The organism is Kitasatospora sp. NPDC090308, assembly GCF_044769485.1.
GTDB classification, from domain to species: domain Bacteria; phylum Actinomycetota; class Actinomycetes; order Streptomycetales; family Streptomycetaceae; genus Kitasatospora; species Kitasatospora fiedleri.
The window spans coordinates 162707-176606 of sequence record NZ_JBIVXY010000009.1 but is presented as its reverse complement, the minus strand read 5'-3'; the positions used below and the strand labels follow the sequence as shown (position 1 = coordinate 176606).

Here is a 13900-nt window from a genome sequence, read left to right as displayed (position 1 = left end):
TGCTCCTAGCGCTTCTTGTTGGTCTTGCGGCGGCGCACGATGAGCTTGTCCGACGCCTTGTTCGGGCGACGGGTGCGGCCCTCGGGCTTGCCCCACGGCGAGACCGGGTGGCGACCACCGGAGGTCTTACCCTCACCACCACCGTGCGGGTGGTCGATCGGGTTCATGGCCACACCACGCACGGTCGGGCGGACGCCCTTCCAGCGCATACGGCCGGCCTTGCCCCAGTTGATGTTCGACTGCTCGGCGTTGCCGACCTCGCCGACGGTCGCGCGGCAGCGCGCGTCCACCAGGCGGATCTCACCGGAGGGCATGCGCAGGTGCGCCATGCGGCCCTCACGGGCGAGCAGCTGAATGCCGGCACCCGCGGAGCGGGCCAGCTTGGCGCCACCGCCGGGACGGAGCTCCACCGCGTGGATGGTGGTACCGACCGGGATGTTGCGCAGCGGCAGGTTGTTGCCCGGCTTGATGTCGGCGCCCGCGCCGTTCTCGATCCGGTCACCCTGCGCGACGCCGCGGGGGGCGATGATGTAGCGCTTCTCGCCGTCCGCGTAGTGCAGGAGCGCGATGCGCGCGGTGCGGTTCGGGTCGTACTCGATGTGCGCGACCTTGGCCGGCACGCCGTCCTTGTCGTGACGACGGAAGTCGATCAGACGGTAGGCGCGCTTGTGACCGCCACCCTGGTGGCGAGCGGTGATACGACCGGCGTTGTTACGGCCGCCCTTGCTGTGCAGCGGGCGAACCAGCGACTTCTCCGGCGTGGACCGCGTGATTTCGACGAAGTCGGCCACGCTGGAGCCACGGCGGCCCGGCGTAGTCGGCTTGTACTTGCGGATACCCATTTCTGTCCTCGTCCTTTACGACGATCGCGGTCCCTGACGCAACGTCAGGAGACCGGACCACCGAAGATGTCGATGCGGTTGCCCTCGGCCAGCGTCACGATCGCGCGCTTGGTGTCCTTGCGCTTGCCGAAACCGGTGCGGGAGCGCTTGCGCTTGCCCTGGCGGTTCAGCGTGTTCACGGCCTCGACCTTGACCGAGAAGACCGCCTCGACGGCCTGCTTGATCTGGGTCTTGTTGGCACCGGGAGCCACGACGAACGTGTACTTGTTCTCGTCGAGGAGCGAGTAGCTCTTCTCGGAGATAACCGGCTTGATCAGGACGTCACGGGGGTCCGTGAACGTCTTGGAGGTGATCTCGCTCATCAGGCGGCAGTCCCTTCGAGCTCGCCCTCAGCAGCAACGGCCTTGGCGGACGCGGCCGGACCGGCCACGAAACGCTCGAAGGCGGCCTGGGTGAAGACCACATCGTCGGAGACGAGCACGTCGTAGGTGTTCAGCTGGCCGGCGTCCAGGATGTGCACGTTCGGCAGGTTGCGAGCGGACAGGATGCCCAGCTCGTCCTCGCGCTCGACCACCAGGAGGAGGTTCTTGCGCTCGGAGATCTTGCCGAACAGGACCTTGGCGGCCTTGGTCGACGGAGCCTCGGTCGCGGTCACGCCGGTCACGACGTGGATGCGCTCGTGGCGGGCCCGGTCGGTGAGCGCGCTGCGCAGGGCGGCGGCGATCATCTTCTTCGGGGTCCGCTGCGAGTAGTCGCGCGGCACGGGACCGTGCACGACGCCACCACCGGCGAACTGCGGGGCGCGGGTCGAGCCCTGGCGGGCGCGGCCGGTGCCCTTCTGGCGGTACGGCTTCTTGCCGCCACCGCGGACCTCGCCACGACGCTTGACCTTGTGGGTGCCCTGGCGAGCCGCGGCGAGCTGCGCCACGACGACCTGGTGCATCAGCGGGACGCTGACCTTGGCGTCGAAGATCTCGGCGGGCAGCTCGACGCTGCCGGCCTTGTCGCCGGCCGGCGACAGGATGTCAATGGTGCTCATATCCTTCACAGCCCCTTCGCCGCGGTGCGGACGAGGACGAGGCCGCCGTTCGGACCCGGGATCGCGCCCTTGATGAGGAGCAGGCCCTTCTCCGCGTCGACCGCGTGCACGGTCAGGTTCTGGGTGGTCACACGCTCGTGGCCCATCCGACCCGCCATGCGCATGCCCTTGAACACGCGGCCCGGGGTGGCGCAGCCACCGATGGAGCCGGGCGAGCGGTGCTTGCGCTGGGTGCCGTGACCGGCGCCGAGGCCCTTGAAGTTGTGACGCTTCATGACACCGGCGAAGCCCTTGCCCTTGGAGGTGCCGGTCACGTCGACCTTGACACCCGCCTCGAAGGTCTCGGCGGTGATCTCCTGGCCCAGGGTGTACTCGGACGCGTCCGCGGTACGGAGCTCGACCAGGTGGCGGCGGGGGGTGACGCCGGCCTTGGCGAAGTGGCCCTGGAGGGGCTTGTTCACCTTGCGGGGGTCGATCTCGCCGAAGCCGATCTGGACGGCGTCGTAGCCGGCCGGGCTGTCGGCGGTGTGGACCTGGGTCACGACATTGGGCCCAGCCTTGACGACGGTCACCGGGACGACCCGGTTGTTCTCGTCCCAGACCTGGGTCATGCCGAGCTTCTCGCCCAGGATGCCCTTAATCTGCTTAGCCATCTTCGGTGCGCCTCTCAGAGCTTGATCTCGATGTCGACGCCCGCCGGCAGGTCGAGACGCATCAGCGAGTCAACCGTCTTCGGCGTGGGGTCGAGGATGTCGATCAGACGCTTGTGAGTGCGCATCTCGAAGTGCTCGCGCGAGTCCTTGTACTTGTGCGGCGAGCGGATGACGCAGTACACGTTCTTCTCAGTGGGCAGCGGCACCGGGCCCGCGACCTGCGCACCAGTACGGATCACCGTCTCGACGATCTTCTTCGCCGAAGAGTCGATGACCTCGTGGTCGTAGGCCTTGAGCCGGATGCGGATCTTCTGTCCCGCCATGGCTACTTCGTAGTCCTTTGTGTCGTCCGTTGCTGCACGACTCCTCCTCCGACCCCCGCGCTCGGGCGTGTCGCCCTTGCGCTTGCAAAAACCGGCGAGACATCTCGTCGGTTCGAACTGCTGGGATGGGGTGAGCCGGGCCGGTACCCCGCACACGCTTCCCGGAAGATTCCCGTACTTTCGCCCCGCAGCTGCCGCGGTGTCGCTTACACACCACTGCACCCACACACAGCACGTGGGCACATGAACGGCCATTCACGGGAACGACGAGTACATGGGACTCGCTTCCGGTCCTCCCGGCGGGAGGCGCGCAGCATCGGTACTCAACCGAGCAACCCGGACATCCTGCCACAGAAAGCGGGCCGTACGCCAATCGGCCCCCGACCAGGTCACCTGGTCGGGGGCCGATCGGCCGGCGGACCGGGCCTACCGGGTGCCGGACTTCGTCGCGGACGGCTTGGCGGACTCCGCGGACCTGGCCGACTCCCCCGACTTGGCCGGGTCCTGCGCCGCGCCGCTCGGCTGCGGCGACTCGGACGGGGCCGCCGGCGGGGCGGGCGCCGGGGTCGGGGACGGCTTGGTCGACAGGTCGTCGAAGGGCGCCTTCCGGCCGCAGACCGTCGGCCACTCCGCCGCGACGATCCCGGCGCACCAGAGCACGCCGTCGTCCGGGTACTGGGTGCGGTCCTTGACCTCGTGCACCACGCACTTGCCGTTCGGGGCGTACTTCGGGCACTTCCCGTCCGGCTTCTGCAGCAGGTGGGCCCGCCAGGCATCCATGCCCATGGTGTTCTTGGCCGGGTCCTCCGGCATGTACCGGTTGATCGACCAGCCGGCCGCCATCGTGCCGAACACCGCGAGCGCGCAGACCATGCCGGCCGCGACCTGCCGCACCACCCGGCGCGGGATCGCCTCGGTCGCCGCGCCGCGCACCGCGAGCACCCGGTCGCCCCAGCCGCTGCCCCGGTTGACCAGGGCCATCACGCCGAACACCGCCAGGATCATCAGGCAGTACATGATGATCCAGGTGGTCCGCGGGTACAGCTGCACCGCCCGGTCGTGCGCCATCCTGCCCGCGTAGTAGAAGCGCAGCAGCCAGGAGCCGATCAGCACCGCCGCCGCCACCCGCACCGTCAGCTGGCGCAGCGCCAGGCCCAGGGCCAGGCCGGCGCCGAGCAGCAGCAGCAGCGAGATGCCGCTCTGCCCGGCCAGGTCGCCGGTGCCGGGCCAGGTGTCGTACGTCAGGTCGCCGCTGCGGTCGGAGACGAAGTTCAGCACGTAGGACGGGTCGGCGTAGACCGCCAGGAAGGCGTACCGGTCGGGGACCGAGCCGCTCGCCTTGGCCAGCTCGTAGAGCAGCGGCGAGCCGACCACGGCGAAGCCCGCGGCCGCCCCGGCCAGGTACAGCCCGGTCCGCGCCTTGGCCGACCGGCCGCCCCGGCGCCACGGGAAGCAGAACAGCGCCAGCAGCAGGACGCCGGGCGCGGCCCACAGGAACCAGCCGGAGTACCAGAGGAACAGCGCGCCGAAGGCCGCCCCGAAGGCCGCCCCGAGCAGCAGCACCGTGCGCGGCCGGCGTTCGGGGGCCCGGCCCATCGCGCGGAAGAACGCCACCAGCACCGGGACGAGCATGACCATCACGATGTGGCTGTACGGGCGGATCGGGTCGAGGAAGACCACCGAGGCGGGCAGCGCGATCAGCAGCGCCCAGAACGGGCGCAGCACCAGCCGCCAGGACAGGTACGCCATCGGGCCGAACAGCGCGGTGAACAGGATCTGCAGGTCGTGCAGGGCGAAGCCGGCGCCGGTGCGGCCGCCGTAGAACAGCTCCGACCAGAGGGCCATGACCGCCGGGAAGCCGGGCGGGTAGACCCCGGGCAGGCCCTTGCCGTCCATGATCGTGGTGGCCATCGCCATCAGGACGCCCGGGTCGCCCTCCTGGCCGCCGAGCGGCCAGGGGGTGCCGCGCAGCGCGACCACCACGCCGCCGGCCACCACGCCGGTGGCCAGGCCGGCCAGCGCGGCGCAGACCAGGCGCTTGGTCAGCTGGTGCCGGAGCGCGCTGCCGCGGTAGGCGGTGAAGAGCAGCACCGCGAGCAGCGGCAGGCCGAGGACGGCCACGTACTCCTGGAGCTTGGCGAGGCCGCTGACCTGGCCGATCCGGTTGATCGGATTGACGCTGATCCTGGTGCACAGCAGGGTGTAGAGGCCGGCGGCGCCCACGCTCACGACCGCCTCGCCCAGCACGGGCGCCCAGCGCCGCCGCCACCAGGGGCGGCCGGGGTCGGCGGCGCCCGGGGTGCCGGGTGCCGGGTGGGAGCCCACCGGGTGGGAGGCCAGGTCCGTCATCATCATCCTTGAGTCAGGCCCGCGGCGACGGGCGCTCGCCGGCCGTGAACACGTGCCGGGCCAGCACCTTCACGCCGTCGGACCGGCCGCGGCGCAGCGCGCCGGGCAGCATCGTCATCGCGTGCAGCCGGGAGGCGCTGTGCACCCGGGCGGCCTTGGCGGCCTTGGTCCAGCCGCGGGCGTCCATCCGTTCGGCGACCGCGGCGAAGTAGCGCTCGGCCTCGCTGAAGCGGGTGCCCGAGTAGGCCTGCACCGAGGATTCGGAGACCGCGTGCCGGCGGTACTGGAACACCGTGGTGCTGGTGTCCACCGCCATCTGCTCGCCCAGTTCCAGCAGGTCGACGACGAGCGCGAGGTCCTGGATCACCGAGTACTCGTCGCGGAAGTTGACCGCGCGCAGCGCCTCGCCCCGCCAGGTGATCGAGGGGAAGTACAGCCAGTTGCCGCGCAGCACGCTGGCGGCCAGCTCCTCGCCGCCCATCAGCCGCCGGCCCTCGACCTTGGGCGCGTACAGCCGCCGCTTGGTCTGGTCGACCAGGCCGGAGACCGGCCGGCCGTCGCCGTCGATCACCTCGACGCCGGGCTGCACCATGCCGACGCCGGGGTGGTCGGCGAGGATCTTGCGGACGGTCTCCAGGTAGTGCGGGTGCAGCAGGTCGTCGCAGCCCATGATCACCACGTGGTCGGCCTCGGAGAGCCGGACGCACTTCTGGAAGTTCTTGGTGATGCCGAGGTTCTGCTCGTTGCGCAGGTACTCCACCCGGTGGTCGCCGAGCCGGGCGAACCAGCCCGGGACCTCCGGCTCCCGGCCGTCGTCGATGACGACCAGCCGGAAGTCGGGGTCGGTCTGGGCGAGGACGCTGCGCACCGCGTCCTGCATCTGCCTGACGTCCCCGTAGTAGGGGAGCATGAAGTCGAAGCCGGCCATCGCTCAGACCTTGAGGGTGCCGGAGGGACGGGGGTCCTCGTCGGCCCCGAGGCGCTCGTCGTTGGCGCGCGCGCCCTCGTTGATGGCGACGGTGCGGGCCAGGTCGGTGATCTTCTTCTCCAGCGAGCGGAAGCGCAGGAAGGTGTTCAGGGTGAGGAAGCCCACGCCGAGCACCATCACGTACAGCACCAGGTCGGTGCCGCGGCCGACGCCCATCTGCTTGGCCAGCCAGGTGACGTCGCCGGGGCGGAGCACCGCGAAGATGTTGACGATCACGAAGATCGAGAAGGCGATGCGCTTCCAGGCGCGGGTGTTGGCCCGGTCCCAGCGGCGGATGAACATCAGTGCCAGGGAGAGCGAGCCCAGGATGAGGACCAGCTGGATCCAGAAGTACTTCATTACCGGCCACGCTCCCGGAGCGAGATGTCGAAGAGGATGTTCACGCCGTTGATCAGGGACTGCCCCTTGGCGCGGGAGTATTCGGTGTAGAGCACGTCCACCGGGACCTCGGCGACCTTCAGGTCGGAGCCCGCGAGGAAGCTGACGATCTCCGAGGCGTGGGCCATGCCGTTCATGGTGATCCGGAGCCGTCCGGCGGCCTCCCGGTTGAGCACCCGGAGGCCGTTGTGGGCGTCGGTGAGCTTGAGCTTGCGGGCGGTGGGGCTGACCGCGGCGGCGGTGCGCAGCACCACCCGCTTGATCCACGGCACCTGGCCGTTCTGCTCGATGAACCGCGAGCCCAGCACGACGTCGGCCTGGCCGGTGCGCAGCAGCTGCACCATCACCTCGACGTCCTTGGTCTGGTGCTGGCCGTCGGCGTCGAAGGTCGCGAAGTACTCGGCGCCGGGCTGGGCCAGGGCGTAGCGCAGGCCGGTCTGCAGGGCGGCGCCCTGGCCGAGGTTGACGGGGTGCCGGACCAGGTGGGCGCCGGTGCCCTCGACGTGCTCGCCGGTGTTGTCCGCGCTGCCGTCGTCGACCACCACGATGTTGGGGAACGTCTTGCGGGCCGCCTCCACCACCTCGGCGATCACTTGGCCCTCGTTGTAAGCCGGAATGACCAGCCAGACGTCGTCGTAGTCGGACACAGTGGCTCCAGCATCGGCTAGTCGGGCCTGGTCGGCCGGGTTGATCGGGTTGATCGGGGGGTTCGCGTCGCTCTGCATGGTCAGTCCGCCATGGGGTTGCCGACCAGGCGACCCGGGTCCGCCGAGAGGGGTGACGGCCGACGCTCCGGTGCGCTCGGGAAACTCCTCCTGAGCGCGGCCAGCATACCGAGCACGGTGGCGAGCGATCCAAGCGCGTAGGCCAGGATCACCCGGGTCGCGACGTCCCCGGGGACGGCCGTGACGCCGACCAGCACCGCGGTGCCCAGGCCCCAGCAGGCCAGCTGCAGGTTGTGTCGTTCGAACACCATCAGGGCCTGGCCCAGCACCATCGCGAACATGTAGGCCACGGTGCCGGCCGAGAGCAGCAGGAAGTCCAGGCAGCCGAGCCGCGGCTGGGCGCCGAAGAGCACCTGGATCAGCCAGGGGCCGAGCGCGGTCGCCGGGATGCCGCCGAGCAGGCCCAGTCCGCCGACCACCACCGCGATCTTGCGGAGCATCGCCGAGAACGCCGCCCGGTCGCCGGCCGCGAAGGCCGCGGACAGGCCGTTGAGCAGCGAGGCCTGGAGCGAGCCGAAGACGAACAGCGGGACGCGGGCCAACACCAGGGCGTTCAGCAGGGCGGCGATCAGCACGCTGTCGGTCGGGGCCAGCAGCTTGGTGCTCAGCACCGCCGCGTTCACCACCGCCTGGGACAGCAGGGTGGAGCACACCAGCAGGCCGAGGCCGGAGGTCAGCTCGCGCCAGCCGATCCGCTCGCCGGGGCCGACCGCGCGCAGCAGCGGCGGCAGGGTGACCAGCGTGGCGATCACCGGGGCGACGGCCAGCACCAGGCTGAACGCCAGCGCGGAGTGCAGGCCGAACGCCGCGCAGCCGAAGGCCAGCACCATCCGCAGGCCGCCGTCGACGCCCAGCTGGGTGCCGTAGGCGCCGAACCGGCCGAGGCCGGCCAGCACGCCGCGGGTCAGGTAGCAGACCGCCATGCCGGCGAAGGCGCCGCCGAGCGCGGCCACCAGGCCGCGGTCGCCGTGGAACAGGCCGTCCGCGATCGGGCCGGCCGCGACGGCCAGCACCAGCAGCACGGTGCCGAGGATCGCCGCGGTCATCACGGCGGCCCGGCGCAGCACCGGGGCGGCGCCGTGGCCGAGCACCGCGCGGGCGGCGACGATCCGGGTGAGTTCCTGCTCGATCGGGAAGAACACGCCGATGCCGACCGACATCACGATGGTCCACAGCACCGAGACGTTGGCCATGTCCTCGGTGTCGAGGCTGTGCCCGGCCACCCCGAGGTGGACGTAGGAGGCGGCGCCGAGCACGACGGTGCCCCCGGCGACCGCGAGGGTCCCCGGAGGCAGCGCGGAGGCGAGCTTGCGGAGGAGGGATGTCATCTGTCGTTCTTCCCCGCGGCAGCGGCGAGGTCGGTGAAGACGGGGTCGGTGAGCGCCTGTGCGAGCTGCTCCCGCCAGTCGGGCAGCGGGGGCAGTCCGGCCTCGGCCCAGCGCGCGTGGCCCAGCACGCTGAACGCGGGCCGGACGGCGGGCCGGACGAAGGCGGCCGAGGTGGTGGGCCGGATCCGCTCGGGGTCCAGCCCGCCGAGGCGGTAGGCCGCCCGGGCCAGGTCGAACCAGGTGGTGCGGCCGCTCGCCGTACCGTGGTAGACGCCCGCCGGGGCCCGGAGGTTGCACCCCAGTTCGACCAGCCGCTCGGCCAGCGCGTACGTCCAGGTGGGCTGGCCCTGCTGGTCGTCGACCACGTCGAGGGTGTCGCGCTGGGCGCCGAGGCGGAGCATGGTGGCGACGAAGTTGTTGCCGCCGGCGCCGTACAGCCAGGCGGTGCGCACCACGTAGCCGGTGTCGGGCAGCAGTTCCAGGACGGCCAGCTCGCCGGCCAGCTTGGAGCGGCCGTAGGCGTTGACCGGGCCGGTCGGGGCGTCCTCGGCGTAGGGCTCGGTGCCGTCGCCGGGGAACACGTAGTCGGTGGAGACGTGCACCAGGCGGGCGCCGGAGGCGGCGCAGGCGGCGGCCAGGTGGCGCACGGCGGTGCCGTTGACGGCGGTGGCGGCGGCCTCGTCGGCCTCCGCGCCGTCGACGTCCGTCCAGGCCGCGCAGTTGACCACCACGGCGTGGCCGCGGACGGCGGCCGCGACGGCGGCCGGGTCGGTGACGTCCAGCTCGGCGCGGGTCAGCGCGGTGGCCCCGACGCCGGCGGCGGCCAGGACGCGGAGCACGTCCCGGCCGAGCATGCCGGCCGCGCCGGTGACCAGCCAGCGGCCGGCCGGGGCGTCCGGGGTGGTGGAGAGGTCCGGGGCGGCGGTCACTTCTGCAGCGCCGCCTTCGCCTTCAGCGGCTCCCACCAGGCGCGGTTGTCGCGGTACCAGGCGATGGTGGCGGCCAGGCCGTCCTCGAACCGGACCTGCGGCTCGTAGCCCAGCTCGGTGCGGATCTTGGAGATGTCCAGGGAGTAGCGCAGGTCGTGGCCCTTGCGGTCCTCGACGTGCTCGACCATGTCCCAGCCGGCGCCGGCCGCGTCCAGCAGCAGGCCGGTCAGCTCCTTGTTGGTGACCTCGGTGCCGCCGCCGATGTTGTAGACCTCGCCGGCCCGGCCGCCGCGCATCACCAGGTCGATGCCCCGGCAGTGGTCGGAGACGTGCAGCCAGTCGCGGATGTTGCCGCCGTTGCCGTACAGCGGCACCTTCAGCCCGTCGATCAGGTTGGTGGTGAACAGCGGGATGACCTTCTCCGGGAACTGGTAGTGCCCGTAGTTGTTGGAGCAGCGGGTGACCACCACGTCCATGCCGTGGGTGCGGTGGTAGGCGAGCGCCAGCAGGTCGGAGCCGGCCTTCGAGGAGGAGTACGGGGAGTTCGGCCGCAGCGGCCACTCCTCGGTCCAGGAGCCCTCGTCGATCGAGCCGTAGACCTCGTCGGTGGAGACGTGGACGAAGCGGCCGACGCCGTGCTCGCGGGCCGCGTCCAGCAGCACCTGGGTGCCGACCACGTTGGTCATCACGAACGGGCCGGCGCCGGCGATCGAGCGGTCGACGTGCGACTCGGCGGCGAAGTGGACCACCACGTCGTGGCCGGCCATCACCTCGCCGACCACCTGCGGATCGCAGATGTCGCCCTTGACGAAGCGGTAGCCCGGCAGGCCCGCGACCGGGGCGAGGTTCTCCTCGACGCCCGAGTAGGTCAGCTTGTCGAGGACGGTGATCTGGGCCGTCGCGTCCGCGGCGAACTGCTGGCGGACGAATTCAGAACCGATGAAGCCGGCACCGCCGGTCACGAGGATGCGCATAGTGGGGCGAGTCTAACCGTCCGTGGAGCAGGCCCCGGCGGCGGGCCCGGAGGCGTCGGGCGCTTTCGCATAGGGTGCACCCATGCGTGGAATCCTTTTGGCCGGCGGCACCGGATCGCGCCTGTGGCCGCTGACCCGGGCAGTCTCGAAACAGCTGCTCCCCGTCTTCGACAAACCGATGATCTACTACCCGCTCTCCACCCTGGTCATGGCCGGGATCAGCGAGGTCCTGATCATCACGACGCCGGAGGACCGAGCCCAGTTCGAGCGGCTGCTCGGCGACGGCTCCCAGCTCGGGCTGCGGCTGGAGTACGCCGTCCAGGAGAAGCCCGAGGGGATCGCCCAGGCCTTCCTGCTGGGCGCAGACTTCATCGGCGACCAGCCGGTGGCGCTGATCCTCGGCGACAACATCTTCCACGGCAGCGGCCTGGGCACCAGGCTCGCCGAGCACACCGAGGCCAAGGGCGGCCGGGTGTTCGCGTACCCGGTGGCCGACCCGACGGCGTACGGCGTGGTCGAGTTCGACGAGCGGGGCCAGGCGATCTCCATCGAGGAGAAGCCGGCCGAGCCGAAGTCCCGGTACGCGGTGCCGGGCCTCTACTTCTACGACAACCGGGTCGTGGAGATCGCCCGCGGCCTGCGGCCCAGCGCCCGCGGCGAGTTGGAGATCACCGCCGTCAACGAGGCCTACCTGGACGCCGGCGAGCTGCACGTCACCATCCTCGACCGGGGCACCGCCTGGCTGGACACCGGCACGCACGTCTCGATGGTGCAGGCGTCGGAGTTCGTCCGGGTCATCGAGGAGCGCCAGGGCTTCAAGATCGGCTGCATCGAGGAGGCCTGCTGGCGGGCCGGCCTGATCGGCGCCGCCGAGCTGCGCGGGCTCGCCGAGCCGCTGCTGAAGAGCGGCTACGGCCAGTACCTGGTCCGTCTGCTGGAAGAGGAGGAGAACGAGCGGTGAAGTTCCGCGAGCTGTCGATCCCGGGCGCCTTCGAGGTGACCCCGCAGCAGCACGGCGACCCCCGTGGCCTGTTCATGGAGTGGTACCGCTTCGACAAGCTGTCCGAGGTGGTCGGCCACCCGCTGCGGCTGGCCCAGGGCAACCTGTCGGTGTCCGCGAAGGACGTGGTGCGCGGCGTGCACTTCGCCGACGTGCCGCCCGGCCAGGCCAAGTACGTCAGCTGCGTGCGCGGCGCGGTGCTGGACGTCGTGGTGGACCTGCGGGTCGGCTCCCCCGCCTTCGGCCGCTGGGAGTTCGTCCGGCTCGACGAGGACGACCGCCGCGCGGTGTACCTCCCCGAGGGCCTGGGCCACGGTTTCTGCGCGCTGACCGACGACGCCACGCTGTCGTACGTCTGCTCGGAGACCTACAACCCGACCGGCGAGCACGGCATCCACCCGCTGGACCCGGACCTCGGCATCGACTGGCCGGCCGGGGCCCCGCAGCTCTCCGCCAAGGACGAGCAGGCCCCCACCCTGGCCGAGGCCCTGGCCTCCGGCCTGCTGCCGCGCTGGGACGAGTGCCAGGCGTACTACGCCTCGCTGCGCGCCGTCTGACGCCACGAAGTCCCCGACCTCCGCGAGCCCGGCGGGAGGGGCCCACCCGGCCGGGTGGGCCCCTCCCGCCGGCTGTTCGGCACCCACCGCCGGCAGGCTCCCCGACCGCTCCCGGTACCGCCGTCGTCGCGCGCCGCCCGCCGGCACTCCAAGCTCCGGGGTCCCGCACCGCCCCGCCCCGCCCGTCGGCAACGGCCTGCGGCGCGGCGGCGGCCGCTTCGCCCGCTGGTCGCGCCCCACGGCGTCCTCCCCGTCCTGTCACCCCACCTGTGCGGCTTCCGGAGCCGCCCGGACGGTTCGGGGTCCCCGGCGGGCGCGACACCCCGCGGGGAGCCACGTAGGACGCGCTCGCGCCCGGTCCCCGGGAACGCCGGAGGGCCCGGCTCCCTCCCTTGCGGGACGGGGCCGGGCCCTCGCGGTTGACCGGGGGTCAGATCGGCACTTACTTGACGATCTTGGTGACCTGGCCGGCGCCGACGGTGCGGCCACCCTCACGGATGGCGAACTTCAGGCCCTCCTCCATGGCGACGGGCTGGATCAGCGCGACGGTCATGGCGGTGTTGTCGCCCGGCATGACCATCTCGGTGCCCTCGGGGAGGGTCACGACGCCGGTCACGTCCGTGGTGCGGAAGTAGAACTGCGGGCGGTAGTTGTTGAAGAAGGGGGTGTGACGGCCACCCTCGTCCTTCGACAGGATGTAGGCCTGGGCCTCGAAGTCGGTGTGCGGCGTGACCGAACCCGGCTTGATGATGACCTGGCCGCGCTCGACGTCCTCGCGCTTGATGCCGCGGAGCAGCAGACCGACGTTCTCACCGGCCTGGCCCTCGTCGAGCAGCTTGCGGAACATCTCGATACCGGTGACCGTGGTGGTGGTCTTGGTGGTCTTGATGCCGATGATGTCGACGGTCTCGTTGACCTTGAGGATGCCGCGCTCGATGCGGCCGGTGACGACGGTGCCACGACCGGTGATCGTGAAGACGTCCTCGATCGGCATCAGGAACGGCTGGTCGGTGAGGCGGGCCGGGGTCGGGATGGCCTCGTCGACGGCGTGCATCAGGCCGAGGAGCTTCTCGCCCCACTCCTTGTCGCCCTCGAGCGCCTTCAGCGCCGAGACGCGGACGACCGGCAGGTCGTCGCCCGGGAACTCGTACTCGGAGAGGAGCTCGCGGACCTCGAGCTCGACGAGCTCCAGGATCTCCTCGTCGTCCACCATGTCGGCCTTGTTCAGGGCGACGACGATGTAGGGGACGCCGACCTGGCGGGCCAGGAGGACGTGCTCCTTGGTCTGCGGCATCGGGCCGTCGGTGGCGGCGACGACGAGGATCGCACCGTCCATCTGGGCCGCACCGGTGATCATGTTCTTGATGTAGTCCGCGTGACCCGGGCAGTCGACGTGGGCGTAGTGACGCGCCTCGGTCTGGTACTCGACGTGCGCGATGGAGATGGTGATACCGCGCTGACGCTCCTCCGGCGCCTTGTCGATCTGGTCGAACGGCGTGAAGGGGTTGATGTCCGGGTACGCGTCGTGCAGCACCTTGGTGATGGCCGCGGTCAGCGTGGTCTTACCGTGGTCGATGTGACCGATGGTGCCGATGTTGACGTGGGGCTTCGTCCGCTCGAACTTCGCCTTCGCCACTGCAGTCCTCCTGAGGACAGTTCTGTACGCCGTACGACGTCAGTTGGTCTGGATCGGGTTGTTGGAACGGGGCGCTGGTGTCGCGCCCCATTGCCGTCCCGCGGGTGGGGGTGCCGGAGGGCTCCCGGGCGGAACCCGGACGGGCAAGCGTCCGGGTGCCCTCCTTCTAGCCTAAAGGG

General features: G+C 71.0%; 15 protein-coding genes. 2 read left to right on the top strand and 13 right to left on the bottom strand.

What is annotated here, in order from left to right:
• Positions 1-5: 5 nt before the first annotated feature.
• The 12 genes from rplB to rfbB all read right to left on the bottom strand — a co-directional run bounded on the left by rplB (position 6) and on the right by rfbB (position 10528).
• Positions 6-842 (bottom strand): 50S ribosomal protein L2, encoded by an 837-nt coding sequence (gene rplB / locus ACIQVD_RS21760; protein ID WP_100837832.1) that lies wholly within the window; start codon positions 840-842, stop codon positions 6-8.
• 44 nt (positions 843-886) lie between these two features.
• Complete coding sequence (gene rplW / locus ACIQVD_RS21755) at positions 887-1204, bottom strand: 50S ribosomal protein L23 (protein ID WP_099899929.1); 318 nt, start codon at positions 1202-1204, stop codon at positions 887-889.
• Entirely contained in the window at positions 1204-1881 is a 678-nt protein-coding gene (gene rplD, locus ACIQVD_RS21750; protein ID WP_100837831.1) for a 50S ribosomal protein L4, read from the bottom strand. The genes rplW and rplD overlap by 1 nt, the downstream gene beginning before the upstream one ends.
• Before the next feature lie 5 nt (positions 1882-1886).
• Positions 1887-2534 carry a 50S ribosomal protein L3 gene (gene rplC, locus ACIQVD_RS21745; protein ID WP_100837830.1) on the bottom strand — a complete coding sequence of 216 codons (648 nt, stop codon included), beginning with the start codon at positions 2532-2534 and terminating at the stop codon, positions 1887-1889.
• Positions 2535-2548: 14 nt separating this feature from the next.
• Positions 2549-2857 carry a 30S ribosomal protein S10 gene (rpsJ, locus tag ACIQVD_RS21740; protein ID WP_012785157.1) on the bottom strand — a complete coding sequence of 103 codons (309 nt, stop codon included), beginning with the start codon at positions 2855-2857 and terminating at the stop codon, positions 2549-2551.
• Between the two features lie 426 nt (positions 2858-3283).
• Positions 3284-5206, bottom strand: a complete 1923-nt coding sequence (locus tag ACIQVD_RS21735) for a hypothetical protein (RefSeq protein WP_400687298.1) — start codon at positions 5204-5206, stop codon at positions 3284-3286.
• 13 nt (positions 5207-5219) lie between these two features.
• Complete coding sequence (locus ACIQVD_RS21730; RefSeq protein WP_402291199.1) at positions 5220-6134, bottom strand: glycosyltransferase family 2 protein; 915 nt, start codon at positions 6132-6134, stop codon at positions 5220-5222.
• Between the two features lie 3 nt (positions 6135-6137).
• Positions 6138-6533 (bottom strand): DUF2304 domain-containing protein, encoded by a 396-nt coding sequence (locus ACIQVD_RS21725; RefSeq protein ID WP_100837827.1) that lies wholly within the window; start codon positions 6531-6533, stop codon positions 6138-6140.
• Positions 6533-7297, bottom strand: coding sequence for a glycosyltransferase family 2 protein (locus ACIQVD_RS21720; RefSeq protein ID WP_282205975.1), 765 nt, complete (start codon positions 7295-7297; stop codon positions 6533-6535). The genes ACIQVD_RS21725 and ACIQVD_RS21720 overlap by 1 nt, the downstream gene beginning before the upstream one ends.
• Positions 7298-7299: 2 nt before the next feature.
• A complete protein-coding gene (locus ACIQVD_RS21715) occupies positions 7300-8625 on the bottom strand; it encodes a hypothetical protein (RefSeq protein ID WP_402291196.1) in 1326 nt (441 codons plus the stop codon).
• Positions 8622-9554, bottom strand: coding sequence for a dTDP-4-dehydrorhamnose reductase (gene rfbD, locus ACIQVD_RS21710; RefSeq protein ID WP_400687305.1), 933 nt, complete (start codon positions 9552-9554; stop codon positions 8622-8624). Before rfbD ends, ACIQVD_RS21715 begins: the two co-directional genes overlap by 4 nt.
• On the bottom strand, positions 9551-10528 hold the full coding sequence (rfbB, locus tag ACIQVD_RS21705; RefSeq protein WP_100837823.1) for a dTDP-glucose 4,6-dehydratase: 978 nt from the start codon (positions 10526-10528) through the stop codon (positions 9551-9553). The genes rfbD and rfbB overlap by 4 nt, the downstream gene beginning before the upstream one ends.
• 82 nt (positions 10529-10610) lie before the next feature.
• Between rfbB and rfbA the strand changes: the two genes are divergently transcribed.
• Positions 10611-11489, top strand: coding sequence for a glucose-1-phosphate thymidylyltransferase RfbA (rfbA, locus tag ACIQVD_RS21700; protein ID WP_400687307.1), 879 nt, complete (start codon positions 10611-10613; stop codon positions 11487-11489).
• Positions 11486-12085 (top strand): dTDP-4-dehydrorhamnose 3,5-epimerase, encoded by a 600-nt coding sequence (gene rfbC, locus ACIQVD_RS21695; RefSeq protein ID WP_402291194.1) that lies wholly within the window; start codon positions 11486-11488, stop codon positions 12083-12085. Before rfbA ends, rfbC begins: the two co-directional genes overlap by 4 nt.
• A 442-nt stretch (positions 12086-12527) precedes the next feature.
• Here rfbC and tuf read toward each other — a convergent pair whose 3' ends face one another.
• A complete protein-coding gene (gene tuf / locus ACIQVD_RS21690; RefSeq protein ID WP_030457430.1) occupies positions 12528-13721 on the bottom strand; it encodes an elongation factor Tu in 1194 nt (397 codons plus the stop codon).
• Positions 13722-13900: the final 179 nt, after the last annotated feature.

Bases quoted from the DNA above. Each gene is read 5' to 3' on its own strand.
- rplB (WP_100837832.1), bottom strand. From the start codon at position 842: ATGGGTATCCGCAAGTACAAGCCGACTACGCCGGGCCGCCGTGGCTCC.
- rplW (WP_099899929.1), bottom strand. From the start codon at position 1,204: ATGAGCGAGATCACCTCCAAGACGTTCACGGACCCCCGTGACGTCCTG.
- rplD (WP_100837831.1), bottom strand. From the start codon at position 1,881: ATGAGCACCATTGACATCCTGTCGCCGGCCGGCGACAAGGCCGGCAGC.
- rplC (WP_100837830.1), bottom strand. From the start codon at position 2,534: ATGGCTAAGCAGATTAAGGGCATCCTGGGCGAGAAGCTCGGCATGACC.
- rpsJ (WP_012785157.1), bottom strand. From the start codon at position 2,857: ATGGCGGGACAGAAGATCCGCATCCGGCTCAAGGCCTACGACCACGAG.
- ACIQVD_RS21735 (WP_400687298.1), bottom strand. From the start codon at position 5,206: ATGACGGACCTGGCCTCCCACCCGGTGGGCTCCCACCCGGCACCCGGC.
- ACIQVD_RS21730 (WP_402291199.1), bottom strand. From the start codon at position 6,134: ATGGCCGGCTTCGACTTCATGCTCCCCTACTACGGGGACGTCAGGCAG.
- ACIQVD_RS21725 (WP_100837827.1), bottom strand. From the start codon at position 6,533: ATGAAGTACTTCTGGATCCAGCTGGTCCTCATCCTGGGCTCGCTCTCC.
- ACIQVD_RS21720 (WP_282205975.1), bottom strand. From the start codon at position 7,297: ATGCAGAGCGACGCGAACCCCCCGATCAACCCGATCAACCCGGCCGAC.
- ACIQVD_RS21715 (WP_402291196.1), bottom strand. From the start codon at position 8,625: ATGACATCCCTCCTCCGCAAGCTCGCCTCCGCGCTGCCTCCGGGGACC.
- rfbB (WP_100837823.1), bottom strand. From the start codon at position 10,528: ATGCGCATCCTCGTGACCGGCGGTGCCGGCTTCATCGGTTCTGAATTC.
- rfbA (WP_400687307.1), top strand. From the start codon at position 10,611: ATGCGTGGAATCCTTTTGGCCGGCGGCACCGGATCGCGCCTGTGGCCG.